Source organism: Roseateles sp. P5_E4, from assembly GCF_054049255.1.
This window is the reverse complement of sequence record NZ_JBFUMS010000013.1, coordinates 94,216-109,641: the sequence shown is the minus strand read 5'-3', so window position 1 is coordinate 109,641 and position 15,426 is coordinate 94,216. Positions and strand designations below refer to the sequence as shown.

14 protein-coding genes are annotated in these 15,426 nt (G+C 65.6%); 6 read left to right on the top strand and 8 right to left on the bottom strand.

From position 1 onward, the window contains the following. Positions 1 to 47: 47 nt before the first annotated feature. Complete coding sequence (locus ACXJLH_RS23235) at positions 48 to 1,457, top strand: oligosaccharide flippase family protein (RefSeq protein WP_457446540.1); 1,410 nt, start codon at positions 48 to 50, stop codon at positions 1,455 to 1,457. Here ACXJLH_RS23235 and ACXJLH_RS23230 read toward each other — a convergent pair. Then, positions 1,421 to 2,227, bottom strand: coding sequence for a class I SAM-dependent methyltransferase (locus tag ACXJLH_RS23230; RefSeq protein WP_457446538.1), 807 nt, complete (start codon positions 2,225 to 2,227; stop codon positions 1,421 to 1,423). The genes ACXJLH_RS23235 and ACXJLH_RS23230 overlap by 37 nt on opposite strands. An 11-nt stretch (positions 2,228 to 2,238) precedes the next feature. On the opposite strand from ACXJLH_RS23230, the gene ACXJLH_RS23225 reads away from it, so the two are divergent. Further along, the gene (locus ACXJLH_RS23225; RefSeq protein WP_457446537.1) at positions 2,239 to 3,330 is read left to right on the top strand and encodes a glycosyltransferase family 4 protein; all 1,092 of its coding nucleotides are present in this window, start codon (positions 2,239 to 2,241) and stop codon (positions 3,328 to 3,330) included. Here the strand turns inward: ACXJLH_RS23225 and ACXJLH_RS23220 are convergent. After that, entirely contained in the window at positions 3,306 to 4,535 is a 1,230-nt protein-coding gene (locus ACXJLH_RS23220; protein ID WP_457446536.1) for a nucleotidyltransferase family protein, read from the bottom strand. The two genes, ACXJLH_RS23225 and ACXJLH_RS23220, sit on opposite strands and share 25 nt — an antisense overlap. 13 nt (positions 4,536 to 4,548) lie before the next feature. Here ACXJLH_RS23220 and ACXJLH_RS23215 point away from each other — a divergent pair, with 13 nt between their 5' ends. Further along, entirely contained in the window at positions 4,549 to 5,556 is a 1,008-nt protein-coding gene (locus tag ACXJLH_RS23215) for a hypothetical protein (RefSeq protein WP_457446535.1), read from the top strand. Here the strand turns inward: ACXJLH_RS23215 and ACXJLH_RS23210 are convergent. Then, positions 5,546 to 6,946: a B12-binding domain-containing radical SAM protein gene (locus ACXJLH_RS23210; protein WP_457446534.1), complete on the bottom strand. Its 1,401-nt coding sequence runs from the start codon at positions 6,944 to 6,946 to the stop codon at positions 5,546 to 5,548. The two genes, ACXJLH_RS23215 and ACXJLH_RS23210, sit on opposite strands and share 11 nt — an antisense overlap. A gap of 55 nt (positions 6,947 to 7,001) precedes the next feature. Next, a complete protein-coding gene (locus ACXJLH_RS23205) occupies positions 7,002 to 7,766 on the bottom strand; it encodes a PEP-CTERM sorting domain-containing protein (protein WP_457446532.1) in 765 nt (254 codons plus the stop codon). A 205-nt stretch (positions 7,767 to 7,971) separates the two neighbouring features. Between ACXJLH_RS23205 and ACXJLH_RS23200 the strand changes: the two genes are divergently transcribed. Beyond that, a complete protein-coding gene (locus ACXJLH_RS23200; protein WP_457446531.1) occupies positions 7,972 to 8,961 on the top strand; it encodes a PEP-CTERM sorting domain-containing protein in 990 nt (329 codons plus the stop codon). Positions 8,962 to 9,246: 285 nt separating this feature from the next. Beyond that, the gene (locus tag ACXJLH_RS23195; protein WP_457446529.1) at positions 9,247 to 9,867 is read left to right on the top strand and encodes a PEP-CTERM sorting domain-containing protein; all 621 of its coding nucleotides are present in this window, start codon (positions 9,247 to 9,249) and stop codon (positions 9,865 to 9,867) included. 41 nt (positions 9,868 to 9,908) lie between these two features. Here the strand turns inward: ACXJLH_RS23195 and ACXJLH_RS23190 are convergent, their stop codons facing one another. The 3 genes from ACXJLH_RS23190 to ACXJLH_RS23180 form a co-directional block, all read right to left on the bottom strand. Then, the gene (locus ACXJLH_RS23190) at positions 9,909 to 10,583 is read right to left on the bottom strand and encodes a hypothetical protein (protein WP_457446527.1); all 675 of its coding nucleotides are present in this window, start codon (positions 10,581 to 10,583) and stop codon (positions 9,909 to 9,911) included. Positions 10,584 to 10,942: 359 nt separating this feature from the next. Then, positions 10,943 to 11,569, bottom strand: a complete 627-nt coding sequence (locus ACXJLH_RS23185) for a hypothetical protein (RefSeq protein WP_056194817.1) — start codon at positions 11,567 to 11,569, stop codon at positions 10,943 to 10,945. Positions 11,570 to 12,014: 445 nt separating this feature from the next. After that, on the bottom strand, positions 12,015 to 12,356 hold the full coding sequence (locus tag ACXJLH_RS23180; protein WP_056194822.1) for a zinc ribbon domain-containing protein YjdM: 342 nt from the start codon (positions 12,354 to 12,356) through the stop codon (positions 12,015 to 12,017). A gap of 209 nt (positions 12,357 to 12,565) precedes the next feature. Here ACXJLH_RS23180 and ACXJLH_RS23175 point away from each other — a divergent pair, with 209 nt between their 5' ends. Next, positions 12,566 to 13,333: a hypothetical protein gene (locus ACXJLH_RS23175; protein ID WP_457446525.1), complete on the top strand. Its 768-nt coding sequence runs from the start codon at positions 12,566 to 12,568 to the stop codon at positions 13,331 to 13,333. A gap of 167 nt (positions 13,334 to 13,500) precedes the next feature. Here ACXJLH_RS23175 and ACXJLH_RS23170 read toward each other — a convergent pair whose 3' ends face one another. Then, positions 13,501 to 15,381 (bottom strand): DUF262 domain-containing protein, encoded by a 1,881-nt coding sequence (locus ACXJLH_RS23170; RefSeq protein ID WP_457446523.1) that lies wholly within the window; start codon positions 15,379 to 15,381, stop codon positions 13,501 to 13,503. Positions 15,382 to 15,426: the final 45 nt, after the last annotated feature.

Genomic DNA, 15,426 nt, shown 5'->3' with positions numbered 1-15,426 from the left:
GCTCGCTCCCGCTTGGCGGGACAGGCCGCAGGCCGAAGGGTGCACCAATGAGCGCCGCGCCGCTTGCTCTGGGCCATGTCGACGTGCGTCGCGCCGCGCTGGGCAATCTGCTGTCCTCCATCGGCGAAACCGGCATGCGCTTCCTGCTGGGCCTGGTGCTGGCGCGCTTGCTGCTGCCCGCCGAGCTGGGCCTGTTTGCGCTGGCGATGGCGGTGTTCAGCGTCGCCCAGCTGCTGCGCGACTTCGGCGTGTCGGCTTATCTGCAGCGTGAACCCCAGCTGACGCCGGCACGCTTTTCTGCATGCCTGGGCCTGATGGTGTCCACGACGCTGGTGACGACCCTGGCGCTGGCGCTGCTGGCCGAGCCGCTGGCACGGCTGCTTGATCAGCCGGGCCTGGCGCCACTGTTGCAGGTACTGGCATTGGGCCTGCCGTTGTCGGCCTTCGGCAGCGTGATGGCGGCGCTGCAGCTGCGCGCACTGGCGGCGGCGCGCATTGCGCGCGTGTCGTGGCTGGGCGTGCTGACGCAGGCGCTGGTGGGGGTGGCGCTGTGCGCCAGTGGCGCGGGCGCGATGGGGTTGGTCTGGGCGCAGCTCGCGGCCGCGGCCGCCTGCGGCCTGGTCTACGCCGGCATGCGGCCCGAGGGCCTGAGTTGGCGGCCGGCCTGGCATGGCTGGAGCGGGATGCTGGGCTTTGGCGGAGCCACGTTGTTGTCCAGCAGTCTGGCCAGCCTGAACGGCCTGCTGCCGGACCTGCTGCTGGGGCGCCTGGGCGGGGCGCATCAACTGGGGCTGTTTGGTCGTGCGCAGGCGGTGGTGAGCCTGCTGCAGACGGTGGCCGGCCGTGCCCTGAGCTTCGGCGTATTGCCGCTGCTGGCCGACCGGCATGCGCGGGCGCTGGCGCTGGAACCGACGCTGYGCCGCGCGACGGCACTGCTGACCGGCCTGGGCTGGCCGCTGCTCGCCCTCACCGTGGCCTATCGCGAACCGCTGGTGCGGCTGCTCTACGGCCCGGCCTGGGCCGATTGCACGCCGGCTGTGCTGCCGCTCGCGCTGGTAGCGGCTCTGGGCCTCGTGTTTACGCAGCTCAACGCCGCGCTGGCCGCGGTCGGGCGGCCGGAGCTGGCCGCACTGCCGACGGGCGTGACGCTGGCCGCGCGGCTGGCGTTGGGCGCCGTGCTCTTTGATGGCAGCCTGCAGTCCTTCGCCTGGGCGCTGTGCGCGGCGGCGGCCGTCGCCCTGCCGGTGCAGCTCTGGCTGATGGCTCGGCATCTCGGCCAGCCGCCCCGTGCGCTGGGCGCGGCGCTGGGTGGCAGTGCGCTCGCGGCGCTGGCCGTGCTGGCCGTGCCGCTGACGCTGGCGCCCATCGCCTGTGTGGCGGCCTTGCGCTGGTGCCGCCACCCCCTGCTCGACGAGGTCGCTCAGCTCATGCGCCGGCGCATGACGAGCAGGAAATGATCACCCAGGCGGTTGATGCCCGGCCAGCCGGCCACGCGCCGGTCCAGGGCCCAGAGCCGCTCGTGCCAGCGCGGGTGGCGCTCGGCCAGCCAGGTCAGGTAGGGCGGCGGCACGAAGACGCACAGGCCGCGCTGCACTTCCAGCTCGAAGTGCAGCGCGAAGGCGGCGTAGAACTCGGCCGGCGTGTAGTAGCGCGTCCAGATCGTGCGGCCGTTCATGCCCACGGCCACCGTGTCGCGCGCGAAGCGGATGCCGGCGCGGGCCCAACGGCGCTGGCGCACATAGTGGGCCACCTCCCAGGGGCAATAGCGCCCGATGACGGTGAAGACGAGGCGGCCACCGGGTTTGATGAGGCGGGCGCATTCCGCCGCCACGGCGCCCAGGTCGGGCACGCAGTTCAGCGGGCCGAGGTTGGAATAGGCGCCGTCGAAGCTCCCCTCCAACCGGTTCAGCTCGTGCGCGCCGATGGCGCGCGCGTCCACATCGAGACCGGCGTCGCGAGCGCGGTCCCGCGTGCGTTCGACCATGCGCTCGGACCAGTCGGTCGCCGTCACATGGTGGCCCTGGCTCGCCAGATGCACGGCGTCCAGCCCGGTGCCGCAGCCCAGGTCGATGAGGCGGCTGCCGGGCGCAAAGCTCAGGTCCAGCCAGCGCCACATCTCGTCGCGCATGGCCTGGATGGCGATGTTGTTGCCGCGCGGGCCGTCGTAGTCGGCGGCGACGCTGTCGAAGGCTTGCTGCGTGTCCAGCAGTCGGGTGTCGGTGTTCATGGAGTGGCTTCGTGAAGATCGCGGTCGTCGTGCCTGGCGGCGTAGACCGCTCGGGCGAGGTGAGGGTGGTGCCGGCGCTGCTGGCCTTGCTCAAGCGCCTGGCTGTGCGGCATGAGGTGCATGTGTTCGCGCTGCGGCAGGAGGCCGAGCCGGGCGAGTGGTGGCTGTGCGGCGCGCGCGTGCACAACATCGGCGGGCGGTTGACCGTGCCGCGGGCGGTGCGGGCCATCGTGCAGGAGCACGGCCGCGGCCGCTTTGACCTCGTGCAATCCGTCTGGTCGAGCAGTTGCGGCGTGGTGGCGGTTGCGGCGGCGAAGTGGCTCGGGCTGCGCAGCGCCGTGCATGTTGCCGGCGGTGAACTCGTCGCGTTGCGCGACATCGGCTACGGCGGCCGCCTGGGCTGGCGTGGCCGGCTGCGCGAGGCCTGGGTGCTGCGCGGCGCCGATGTGCTGACGGCCGCGAGCCGGCCGGTGCTCGATCAACTGGCCGCGCTGGGCCATGCGGGGCGACGCCTTCCGTTGGGTGTGGGCCTCGACGCCTGGCCACCCCGCGAGCCGCGTCGACGTGAAGCCGGTGATGTGCTGCGCCTCGTCCAGGTCGCCAGCCTCAATCGCGTGAAGGACCAGGCCTGCCTGCTGCAGGCGCTGGCGCAACTGCCCCTGGCCGAGCTGGATCTCATCGGCGAGGACACGCTGCGTGGCGAGGTGCAGGACTTGGCGGCACGGCTGGGCGTGGCCGGACGCGTGCGTTTTCACGGCTTCATGAGGCAGGCCGAACTGCAACCCTTGCTGGCACGCGCCCATCTGCATGTCATCACTTCCCGCCACGAGGCCGGCCCGCTGGCCGTGCTGGAAGCGGCGGTGATGGGTGTGCCCAGCGTCGGTACGGCGGTCGGCCATCTGGCCGAATGGGCGCCACAGGCGGCGCTGGTCGTCGAGCCGGGCGACGCTGCCGGCCTGGCCGCGCTGATCCAGCGAGTGGATGGCGACGAAGCATTGCGGCTGCAGCTCGCCCACGAGGCCCAGCGCCGCGCGCTCGCCGAGGACGCGGACTTCAGCCATGAGCAGTTCGAGCGCCTTCATACCGAGCTGGCGGGCCGGTAGGCGAGGGCGCGATGCACGGAATACAGCGTCTGCGCCCGCGGTGGTGTGCCGAGCAGGAAGCTCAGTGCCTTGCGCCAATGCGGCTGGCGCGTCCAGGCCGAACCGGCCAGCGAGTGCTGGCGCGGCAGGATCTGCGCGGTGACGGCCTGCTCCTGGGGACGCAGGCGCAGCCAGGCCAGGCCCAGCGCGTCGGCCGGGCCGCGCGACCATTCGAGGCCCGGCAGCAGCGGGATGCCCAGCCGCGACAGGGACACGTCGGCCAACTGGTAGCCGGCACTGGCCCGGCGCAGCCAGGGCGGACAGGCGGCAAGCGCGGCCGCAGCAGCGGGTGGCAACCGGCCGGGGAAGAGGCGCTGGGCCAGCGTCAGCGGCGGCACGGCCCACCAGGCGGCGCGGCCGTCGTTCGCCGGTGCCAGGGCTTCAGCCCAATCGGCTTTGTTCAGTCGCGCGCCCAGCGCGGCGATGTCGTGCAGCTGGATCAGCCTCACGCTGCGGCTGCACAGGTTGCCGGCCGTGTGCAGCAGCAGATGGCGCATCAAGGCTGCCGGGCTGTCGTAGCTGTTCAGGCCGGGCTGCGCGTCGCGCGACGCCAGGCCCGCGGTGATGTCGATCTCGCGCAGCGGCAGCGGCTCGCGCACGGCCCCGTGCAGCTCGATCTTGATCGGGTTGTCCTCATGCTCGCCAAAGGCCCGGTCGGCGCGCTGCTGCAGGGGCTCGTAGGCAATATGGCGGCGCTTGCCGGTGCCAGCCGCATAGCCTGTCGCGGTGATGAGGCGATCAGCGGCGTCCATGTCGCGGGGGTGGGCCAGCAGGTCCACGTCGCTCATCGGCCGCTCGCCCGGCGCATAGACATCGAGCTGCAGCAGCGCCGAGCCCTTGAGTCCGAGCAACGGCAGGCCTGCTGCTACGGCCGAGTGGTGCAGCCGCGCCAGCAATGCTCGCACACGCGCCTCGCGCCTGCGGCCCTGCTCGGCCTGCTCGGCCAGGAAGGCCTGCCAGTGCCCCGGCCCGGCCCAGGCCAGCCGGCCGGCGAGCAGGCCGCTGATGCCATGCATGACGGACACGGCCATGGCGGCCCGCCATTCGAAGTCGTTCCAGGCCGGGGCGACGGGCACGGGGCTGGCCAGCTCGGCAGCCAGGCGGTCCGTCGTCGACCTCAGCGCGGTTTGCAATGCCGCGGCGCTGGGCAATTCAATCTCTTTCACGGAACCCTCCTTCATGAGCACCTGGCGCGCTGATCCACGGCAGATCGCCGACCCCTTTGGCGAGCGTGCACCGCTCGCCCTGCAATGCGGCTTCACGCTGCTTGGCGCCGCTGTCGAGTTCCGCAGCGACAGCGCCGAGTTGCTGGCCCTCGCCGATGCCGCCTATCGCGGCCTGCCCGCGCACGACCTGGGTGGCCCGGCGCTGCAAGTCGAGCTGAGGCTGGTGGAGGGCGGCTGCGAGTTCGATACCGAACCACCCGCCGCGCGCATGCTGGGCGGCGCCGGCCTGCTCGGGGCGGCCATGGATGAGAGCAATGTCGTGCTGGTCAATGCCGCTGCAGGCTGTGCGGTGGTGCAGATGTCGCGCGCGCTGCTGGCCTGGCCGTACCACGCACGCTACGAGCTCATCGAGTTCGCGGTTTTCAGCCTGGCCTGCCGCGCCCAGGGCCTGGTGCCGCTGCATGCGGGCTGCGTGGGCTGGGGCGGCGTCGGCGCGTTGATCGTCGGCGAGAGCGGCGCGGGCAAGTCGACGCTGGCCTTGCATGCGATGCAGCAGGGGCTGGACTTCCTGACCGAGGACGCCAGCTTTGTCGACCCCCACCTGCTGCGGGCCACCGGTGTTGCCAACTTCCTGCACCTGCGCTTCGATGCGCTGCGCTGGGTGGATGACGCGTCCCTGAGTGAGCGCATCCAGGCTTCGCCGGTGATCCGCCGGCGCAGTGGCGTCGAGAAGTACGAGCTGGACCTGCGCGGCGGCTGGGCACCCCTGTCGGCCGAGCCGTTGCGCCTCGCCCATCTCGTTTTCGCCTCGCCCGAGAGTGCAGCCGACGATGCGTTGCTGCGGCCGCTGGATACCGACGAACTGCTGGAGCGCCTGCACATCAGCCAGCCCTATGCCGCCGGCCAGCCGGGCTGGGCGGCCTTTGTCGAGGGCTGCGGCCGGCTTCATGGCTGGGAGCTGCGCCGCGGCAGCCACCCGCGCACGGGGGCGCTGGCCTTGAAGGGTTTGCTCATGGCATGAGGGCGGCGGCGGGGCTCAGGCTTTCGATCAGCTGAGCCCAGCGGCGCTTGATTTCGTCGCCCGCGCGGTGGCGGGCTGCAGCGTCGAGGCCGCCGAGGCTCACCTGCTCATGCAGCAGGTCGCGCACCACCCGGTAGACCTCGCTGCCGAAGGTGCCGCGGAACATCATGGCGAGGTCGCCGCTGTCGTCCCAATGCGTCTTCGCGCCCAGCTGGGCCTTGACCTGCTCGTGAAAGCGCGTGCCGGGCAGCGGGTAGGACACGCTGACGCCGATGTCGTCGGGCCGTGCCTCCTCGATCAGCTGGCGCGTCTGCAGCAGCTCGGGCAGGCCTTCGCCCAGATAGCCGAGCTGGATGAAGAAGCCCACGCGCACGCCCGCGGCCTTCAGGCGCTGGCGGGATTGCAGGATCTCGTCAACCGTCGTGCCCTTGTTCATCGCGTCCAGCACCTGCTGGCTGCCGCTCTCGGCGCCTATCCAGGCCTCGCGGCAGCCGGCGTCGGCAAGGGCCCGGGCCATCGTCTCGCTGACGAGGTCGGCGCGGGTCTGGATGGTGAAAGGCACGCCGCCGCCGCGGGCGTCGAGTTCGGCGGCGAAGCGCTGCACCCAGTCGGCGCGAAAGCCGAAGATGTCGTCGGCGAACCAGATGTGGTCGGGCGCGAAGCGGGCCTTGAGCTCGGCCATCTCGGCCGCCACCGCTGCGGCGCTGCGCTGCTGGTAGCGCTGGCCCCAGATGGGCTTGGCGCACCAGTTGCAGCGAAAGGAGCAGCCCTTGGACGCCGCCATGTTGAGGCTGAAATAGCCATGGGCGGCAACCCAGGTGGTGCGGTAGCGCTCGATGTCGACGAGATCCCAGGCGGCCGGGGCCTCTAGCTCGGCGTGGTCACCGCGTGGCTGCAGCGTGACGGGCTGGGCCAGGCCGGCGAGAAGTTCGTCGCCCGGCAGCGCGGGCTCGGCCTCCAGGCGGCGCAGCAGCGCGGGTAGCACGTCCAAGCCCTCGCCGCGCAGTGCGACGTCGGCGCCGGCGCGCAGGTAGTGGTCGGGTGCGTCGCTGGCATCCGAACCGGCGACGATGACGCGCGCCCCGGCCCGCCGGGCGCTGGCGACCATGGCGCAGGCGGCCTCGCGCATCTTGGCCAGGCACATCTTGCTGAGGTAGTTGTAGTTGTCCTCGTAGAGCAGCACCACCTGCGGCTGCACGGCGGCGAGCTGGCGGTCGAAGTCCTGCGTGCCCGTGGCCAGCATCGCATCGAAGAGGGCGACCTCATGCCCCTGGCGGCGCAGCAGTTCCGCCACCTGCAGGGTGGCCAACGGGGGATAGGGCTTGGCGCGCTCGAACTGCTTGGTGTCGAAGCGCAGAAAGAAGCTGTGGCCGACCAGGATGGAAAGCACGCCTTCTCCTGAAAGTGGGAGTTGGGGCGTAGGTGCCGGCGCGGGGCCGGCAGGTTCAATCGTGAGTTAGGGGAGGACTTGTGCGAGCGCCCTGAGAACGCCGTGACCGACGCTTCACCAGCCACGGCAGCAGCGCTCCACCGGCTGCGAACAGGGCCCACGAGCCGGGCTCGGGCACGGGTGAGATGCTGACGATGAAAGCCACGCTGTCGATGCTGGCACTGCCGGTCCCGTATGACAGCGCCGTGCCGTCTTCTCCCTCGACATAGCTGGCCGCGACCGTGAAGCCGGTCTGGAAGTCGGCGGCGGCCGGATCGAGTGGGACCATGGCGGTGAAGTTCTGGTCGACCCACTGGAGCGGGCCGGGCAAGGACAGTCCCCCATAGCCGTTGCCCACCAGGGAGAAGCTGCCCTTCACCACGGCCTGAAGGCCGGTGATCTGGTAGCCCGGTTCAGCAGTGAATGACAGACCGGTGAACTGCAGCGTGGCTGCGACTTCAAACAATCCCTGGATACCACTGCCACCCACGCTGGCGTACATCTGAGGCAGGAATGTGAAGCCGTCGCTGCCCGCCGTGTGCGTGACCTGCAGCGTTGGCAGGAACTGCGGGTTCACGCCGTAGTAGGCATCCGTGCCATTCACCAGCACTGCCTCCGCGTAGTAGGACGCAGCGCCGGTTGCGAAGTTTGCCGACGCACGGCCGAGGTCAATGGTGCAGGGGTCGCTCGACCCGTCGCAGGGCGCTGCCGCTACTGCGGATGCCACGAATTGCAAGCTCAAAAGCAGGGCGATTGAGGGCAGTCTCCAGGATCTATGCATATGAATTCCTTCGGTTTCGGCGTTACGGTCGGGCCGAGGGAATCTAGTCAAATCGCGCGCCGGGCGCGAATTCAATCGTGGTGGGTGCCATTACCCGAACAGGGTGGTTGGCGCCATCAACAGTGACGACGCGGGCCGGGCTGGCGCTATACGGGGCGGTGTTTCCATGCGTCAATCCGCCGCTTCAGCGACATCGGAGATTGGCATGGCCCGTTCAACCGCACTCGTTCTGGCCGCCTGCCTGTTGTCGATCGGGGCTGCCGCGCAAGCGGCGACCCCAAAATTCTCGGCCACAGCTTCGGCGGGCAGCGGCACCATCAATATTCCTGGCCCGACCGACTACCACTCCAACGCGGAAGCGGTGCCCGTCAGTTTCACGGCCACGTCTTCGCAGTTCGAAGCGGCCGGCGGCGGGGCGGCGGTGTCCACGGGGCTGGGCCGTTCCAATGCCTCAGCCTCCGCCGGGCTGGGCGCCTTGCATCTGCTGGGCGAAGCCAGCGCCAACCTGACCAGCACGAACGGCGCCGCGATGTACGCGAATGGCAGCAGTTCGGCCAATGGCAGCATTGACGACGCATTCACGATCAATGCCGTCAATTGCCAGAACCTGAGTCTGTGCGGCCCCGGCGCCTTGGGGCTGCTGACCTTCTCGATCGGCGCCTCGGGGAGCATCGGCGGCAACGGCAACGTGAGTGGCAACTGGTCCGTCATCGGGCAGTGGACGGCCGACGTCACATTGAACGCGGGCTATCTGCCCGGGTCGCCCCTGTCACCCAGCGCTGCCTGGCATGGGGATCATTCGATTTCCCGCAATGGCAACGGTGCCCTGTTCGAGTCCAGCAATGGAGAGTTCGGCAGCCAGACGTTCACTGTCAGCTTTGCCTTCGGCACGCCGATCGCGCTGCACTTTGCCGGCACCGTGAGCGCTTCTGCCTCAGCGGGCTATGTGTTCGGCGCCAGCTCGGCCAGCGACGCCGCTTTCCGCAGCGATCTGTCGCATACCGTGGCCTGGGGCGGCATATCGGGCCTGACGGATGCCAACGGCAATGCTGTTGCCTTTACCGCAATGAGCGAAGGCAGCGGTGCCGATTTCGCCAAGTCCTTTGCCAGCCCGGTTCCTGAGCCGGGCAGCGTGGGTCTGCTGGCATTCGGGCTGGTCGTGCTGATGCTTCGGGTGCGCCGTTCACAGCGTTGACTTGGCCGGCATGCAATCCGACATCGCACCGTAAAGGGCTGGGTCTTCACCGGCTCGTCGATCGTGGTGGTTCGCATGCTGGCGCAGACCAGAATCAATCTGTCTTCGGTTGGCCCTGCGACGCGGGCATCTCATGGCGATGTTGGCGCAAAGTTCGAGGACCTCGTCGATGAGAGCAGCGCAGTGAGGCATGGGTGACGACATTCGCAGAGGCCGGTCCACGAACCTCATGGCGGCCCTAACCAGCTAAGCTTGCGCGATGCCTTAGTTCTCAAGGAGTCGATGATGAAAGCTGAAACCCGCCGGCTTGTCCCTCGTCTGCCTCTTCTGATGGGCACGCTTTTCGCACTTGCGTTGGCGCCTGCCACGACGCACGCGGTGGTGGTGATAGACCAGCCCCAGTCGATAGGCTTCGGTGTGATTTACCCCTTCATGCCCGGGCAAACCTTCACCGCGGTCGGTACGCGCATCGACACCATTGGCGTCGAGTTGCGCAACATGAACAAGTCTCGGCCGGGAAGCCTTGTCTCTCTGAGCTTGTACGAGGGTGAGGGCAGCGGCGGCACATTGCTCGCATCCAGCAGCGTGGATGTGCGGGCCCTTCTTGGTGACGCCGGCGGCGCGGCGCTGGTGGACTTCAACCTTGGAGCCGTGAAGTTGCAGCCAGGGCAAACCTATTCCTTTCAGCTCACTGCATCGGACGAACGCTTCGGGGTGTCCTACTACTCCGTACTCGGCGAAGACGCTTATCCAGGCGGTCACATGTTCAACGCCTTCGAAAGCGAGCCTCTAGGCGACCTGACGTTCAACGTCACCGCAGTTCCGGAGCCGGGCATCGCGGCGCTGCTGCTGATCGGCGGCGGCTGGCTTGCTGGTGTGCGGCTGCGCGCGGGGCGGCGCCGCTGATACGTGCATGCAGAGCCGGAGTGCGAACTGCCCCGCGTCTCTCACGCGCGCCTTCGACGCTGACCAACGATTCCGATCACGCCTAGCCCCATGGCCAACATAGGCCAGGTTTGCAACTCGGGGACAGGCGAACTAACGGCAAAGCGCACGTGTGCTCCTACTAGTTTGTCCGATTCTGCGGTCATACAAGTGAATGCTTGGCAGTTTGAATCTGGCGACGGTGTGAGCACATGCCCTGGAGAAAACGTATAGCTACCGGTAATGCGGATTTCATGACTACTTTCTGTTGATAAGTTGATTTGACGGCCATCGTCCCACCCAACAGCGCCGGCGCCAGACAATTTGTAGTTAATCTTTTGAAGAAAGGTTCCAGACGTAACATCAAAAATATCGAGTTGATAGTCGACGCTCCAATATGAGAATCGAAGTTGTATATCTTTCGGTTCAACAACCGAGAGGCCCGTCTCAATCAAAAGGGTGTAACGCTTGTCTGTCGGGTCCGCCGATTGAAAATAATTGCTCTCAATCGTGAAGGCGCCCATGTGGTGAGTGTCGGTTGCAAAATTTACGCCCCCAATGGGCCCCGCGCTGTAGCTGCTCACATAATCCAGATTGGTCGAATATTCGATCTCAAAGCCGTCGCCTGTCACTGTGGCGGCATTCGAAGCGAATGCGAAAACGGCTGCACAGACTGCCGTAATTAGCTTGTTAATCATTTGATATTCCATAGTTTGTATGCAACGCGGAATGCAGTTGCGCGGCCATTGGGCATGCATTCGCAGCTCACAAGCAATCCCTTGCTCTCAAGGGGAGGAACTTCGCTGTTCCGCCAAAACCCGAAGGGCGAGGCCGGAGTCTGGGCCTGCATGGCTCGCAGCCAACAGGCCACCGCGCCTGCGGTGAATTCGGTTGTCGCGGTAATCGAGCGCGACGCACTGAACAAGCCTGACGAGATGGACCGGCCGACCTCACGATGCGGGGCGTCGTTGGTCCAAGGGAACCATTCGGGAGGTGCGCCGCCGGTCGCCACAGTTCGGCAAAGAAAGAGCCCCCACAGGTCCCCGTTCACTCGTGATCAGCAGTCCAACCCGCGGCGATCTCGGCGCCTCATGAATTGCACGCCGGCCACTGAAGCCAGGCCCAGTAGCAGAAGCTGGTAGGAAGCAAGCTCCGGCACCGTCGAGACACCGAAATAGAGATCCGTCGCCGAAGGCGTGCCGAGCAGGATGGCGCTGCCGCCAGCGTAGTTCCCCTCACTCGACCAGTAGACGCCGTACCGCGCGGACGCCGCAGTGACTTCAAAGCTGTACGGCTGGCCACTCTGCACCGCGACGTTGCCGACGTTGAACTCGACGAGCCCTACCCAGCCTTGCAACGTGCCGATGCGCGAGTCGACGTTGACCGTTGAACTCCCCAGCACGGGGCCGTTGAAACCTTCTCCGGCATACAGATTCAAGGTCAGCGTCTTGTCCTGCGCCAGCTGGGAGTCAATGTTCATGTTGATCACCCACAGCGAGATGGTTCCGACGCTCGGCAGCGTGGGCGTAAACGACTGGCCGAACGGCTGGAAAGCCGCGATCTGGATCTGCCCCACCAAGGAATTCGGCGGGAGCAGCGGGATGGAGACATCTCTCTCGGCATACGCCGGAGCCATGACTGCCACCGTCGAAACGGCAAGGAGGAATTTCTTCAAGGCGGCCATGTCAATCTCCGAATTAAATGCGAACCGGCAGAAGCCGCCGGCGCGACAGCAAGGCCCGTGCGCCCAGCGTGCCGAGCAGCCAGGGGTCGGCTCAGGGATGGGGTAACCGTCAGCTCGAACGTGACCTTATTGCCGTGCAAAGGATAGTGGCCGCCAAGATTGATGCCCTCCCTAATGTGGCCCGCGTGTGGCCGCTTGGCTGGCCCTTTGTCTCAGTGGCAACTCTCGCGGCACCTGTGCCAGTTCGTGGGCGTTTGGCTGGCGGTCGGCGCCTGCGAGAAGACAGGCTTGCGCGAGGGCTGACATCGACGCCAAGAAAAAAGCCCCATCCGCTTGCGCGAATGAGGCTTGATTTGGCTCCCCGACCTGGGCTCGAACCAGGGACCTACGGACTAACAGGTGTATCTCCGATCCGTGAGCCCGCATGTCGGTCAGCGCGGGATGCTCACACCTTCTTCACGAACTCCGACTTCAGGCCCATGGCGCCGATCCCGTCGATCTTGCAGTCGATGTCGTGATCGCCGTCCGTCAGCCGGATGTTCTTGACCTTGGTGCCGACCTTGACGACCAGGGACGAACCCTTGATCTTGAGGTCCTTGATGACCGTCACGGTGTCGCCGTCCTGCAGCACATTGCCCACCGCGTCGCGGATCACACGCACTTCGTCGGCGGCCGGAGCAGCTGCCTCGACCGACCACTCATGGCCGCATTCGGGGCAGACCAACTGCGCGCCGTCCTCGTAGGTGTAGGCGGATTGGCACTTGGGGCAGGCGGGCAGGGCGGACATGCAGGGGTTCGATGGGAAATGAATGGGAAGTCGGCATTGTCATGGGAGGGATTTGCTCTGCCCTTGAGGCATCGCATGAACCGTGTCATGGCCTGGGTGGAAGGTCTTTGCTGTTCATGACGGAGGGGCTCGGAAACAAGCGGCGCGCTGTGCGGGCGAGCGCCAGCGTGGAGGTGGGCGCACTGCGATCGTGACTACATACTTGTTGCATGAACGACGTCGAACCGCTACGTGATATCGAGGAGGTAACTTGGACCAACCTGAGGGCAGACTCCTACTCCGGAAGCCACCGAGACCCGGTTGCACTGTTCCTGAACGACGTTATTAACCCTTCCCTAGATGCGATCGAGGCCCGAATTGGCCACGCGCAGCGTGAAGAAGGGCTGGCCGCCGATTTCGAGTTGATTGATCTGGAACCGCTGCATTCGTCCACATTGCAGGGCTACACCCTGACGGTGCAGTCAGTCTGGGAGCGTCAGCTGAGGGGCTACTTGATCGCGTGCGCAAAGGAGCAAGGCTGGGATGGCGAGAAAATCGACAAGCTGCAGCGCAAAGATTGGGACTGGCTCTGCAAGCGCTTCAAGGATCTGAAGGGCGTTGCTTTGGAGGCGTTCCCGAGCTTTTCAGACCTTGACCTGTTGATGCTGCTGGGACATGCATGTAGGCATGGGGACGGCGCAGCGGCTCGCAAGCTCTTTGACCGATGCCCAGGTCTATGGGTAAATTGGCCGCCGGCACTGCCTGACGGATGGCCCGGCGAGCCTCTGAAGAATGTTCCGAGCTATCCGCCGTTCAAGGACGTGACCCTCACACGCGATTTGTTGACACAGATGGTTATTGGCGTGATCTGGTTCTGGGAAGACTGGGAGCTGATCTACACCAACAGCCTGAAGCGGAAACACTGGTCGGTGCACGAAACCGTCAAGCAGATGCGCCGGAGGCGTGCCGAGCGCGTGCGGGTGTGGAGCCCTGTTTGACCAGGTCGCATAGACGTGTCAAGCCGGAACATTCTTCCAGCCGACCATGGAGCGAGCCCGCCTGCGTACCCATCCAGATAATGGGCTGATTGCAACCCACATCTGCGATCGCTGTCTTCAATCGCGGCGCTGTGCCAAGAAGTACCGCCTCGTTGGTGATCGACCCGTTACCTCGCATAGAGCCCTATGGCCGCCTCTGCCAGTGTCTTGCCGCGGTGAAGGATCGTGCTCTCGTCCCAGCGCCCTAGCGGAAGCAGCTTCACATTAAGACTGAGGTTCGTGTTCTCGATCAACAGCTCTTTCTTTATCGGAAACGCTTTGTTCTGGGCCTGCCGGTTGACGCTGAAATTCAGCAAGGTCAGGTTCCCCAGCGTGGGAATGCTGTTCGAACGGTTGCGAAGCGCGGTCTGGCGATCCGACAGCACGCTACCGCCAATCTCAAGGATGTGCGCGGCTGAGTCCTCGGCATGGGTTGCTTTGGTTCCATCAAGCAGTGGCCAATGCTCGTACCAGGACTGGGGCAGGATATGGTCTACATCGAGATTGGATAGGTCAGGAATTTGGGGTTCTTCCGTCCGTTTTTGCTGCCGCATCCAGCCTTCAAGCTCAGTCAACAGCATCCGGCACCGGGCTGCATCGAGGCGCCCAGGATAGGCGGCGCCAGTCATGATTGCGTTAGTGAACTCAGCGTCGTCCGGCCATCGCGACGCTTCTGTGATTGATGCCACCATCAAATCCTTGAGGGCCTGGCTTGATACGGTTCCCTTCGACAGCTGGCGCAGTATCGACATGAACCAGTTGTTGTAGTTCTTCGGCGTAAGCCCGCATACGGTGCGGCGCACGATGTACGACACGATCATGTTGAACATCACGACCTTCTCATCCCGCGAGATGGACGCCGTCGAGATCTTCAGCGCCAGAGGATGCGTGGTGGTCGTGTCATAGGCCTGAAGCCGGCGACCGAATCGAGCAATGGGCAGGTCACCCTTCCCGGTGATCAATTCGAGGTAGTGCTTGCCGTAGTTGTCCAGCATGTCGAGTTGCTGGGTCGCCGACAACGGCTTATTGCCGTTCTGGGCGTAGCCCTTGAAGTCGACATACAGCCGGCCCAAGTCGCCCTCCTGACCAGTCTCCGCGCGGACTGCGGAGAAGATCAGCCATTCAAGCCTCGGCTTGGTAATGCGGCCCCGACGCTCGCCAATCTTCCAGACGGTTTGCTCAAACTGCTTCCACTTTCCGTCGTACAGCTTGGCCGGGTCTTCCGATCGTTGATTCACGCTCATGAACAAGTGATTGCGGATGAGGTCCGTGGCATGCAGTTCGGCACCACGTCCGTTCAATGTCTCGAATATGACCTGGGCGTCGTCGCCTTTTTCCAGCTGAATCAGGACGACTTTCAAATCCTTCAGGACAGCCATCACCAGGGCCTCCATGGCGGAGCAGCCTCCGTTCTCTCGAACCCATGTCTTCGCCCACTCGGCGAAGTTCCAGGTGGCTTCAAGAGATCCGGGATGGGTGATGCCAACTTTTCGGAAGTTCCCCGCCAGGGTGAAATGCTCCGGGTAGCGCAGCTTCAACGCGGCCAACCGGTCGGCGGTCATGGAAGCGACGAAATGCTTCTGATCGCTGAATGTCGGCCACACCTTGAAGACTTCCACCTCCGGCGCAGCCATCGTGTCGGGGTTCGGGTTGTCAAGGACGCCTGCCAGAAAAGACTCGACTTCTTTCACACCGAGTTCCCTGGATGCCAATCGAAGGCCGGCCAGGACGTACTGAAGTGTGGTCAGGCGTTGCTGTCCATCAATGATGTGAAGGGTGTCCACGCCTCGCAAGGACATGCGTTCCTGAGGCTCGACAACGATGGCACCAAGGAAATGCGGAGCAGGAGTTGCGCCCAATAGCCGCTCTGCTGCCTTGTCCTTGATGTCGGCCCAGAGCAGCTCCCACTGGCCCTTCAGGGTCCATACGTAGGCCCGCTGATAGAAGGGCACCTTGTACTGGCGCCGATCCTGGAACACCTGCTGAATGGTCCACGTCTCAGACTTCATCCCCCGCTCCAAGTGCTTTCCCTGTGTCGAAGAATTGTGCCTGCT

Excerpts from the sequence above, each read along its gene's own strand:
- ACXJLH_RS23230 (WP_457446538.1), bottom strand. The coding sequence starts at position 2,227 with ATGAACACCGACACCCGACTGCTGGACACGCAGCAAGCCTTCGACAGC.
- ACXJLH_RS23215 (WP_457446535.1), top strand. The coding sequence starts at position 4,549 with ATGAGCACCTGGCGCGCTGATCCACGGCAGATCGCCGACCCCTTTGGC.
- ACXJLH_RS23205 (WP_457446532.1), bottom strand. The coding sequence starts at position 7,766 with ATGCATAGATCCTGGAGACTGCCCTCAATCGCCCTGCTTTTGAGCTTG.
- ACXJLH_RS23200 (WP_457446531.1), top strand. The coding sequence starts at position 7,972 with ATGGCCCGTTCAACCGCACTCGTTCTGGCCGCCTGCCTGTTGTCGATC.
- ACXJLH_RS23195 (WP_457446529.1), top strand. The coding sequence starts at position 9,247 with ATGAAAGCTGAAACCCGCCGGCTTGTCCCTCGTCTGCCTCTTCTGATG.
- ACXJLH_RS23190 (WP_457446527.1), bottom strand. The coding sequence starts at position 10,583 with ATGATTAACAAGCTAATTACGGCAGTCTGTGCAGCCGTTTTCGCATTC.
- ACXJLH_RS23185 (WP_056194817.1), bottom strand. The coding sequence starts at position 11,569 with ATGGCCGCCTTGAAGAAATTCCTCCTTGCCGTTTCGACGGTGGCAGTC.
- ACXJLH_RS23180 (WP_056194822.1), bottom strand. The coding sequence starts at position 12,356 with ATGTCCGCCCTGCCCGCCTGCCCCAAGTGCCAATCCGCCTACACCTAC.
- ACXJLH_RS23175 (WP_457446525.1), top strand. The coding sequence starts at position 12,566 with ATGAACGACGTCGAACCGCTACGTGATATCGAGGAGGTAACTTGGACC.
- ACXJLH_RS23170 (WP_457446523.1), bottom strand. The coding sequence starts at position 15,381 with ATGAAGTCTGAGACGTGGACCATTCAGCAGGTGTTCCAGGATCGGCGC.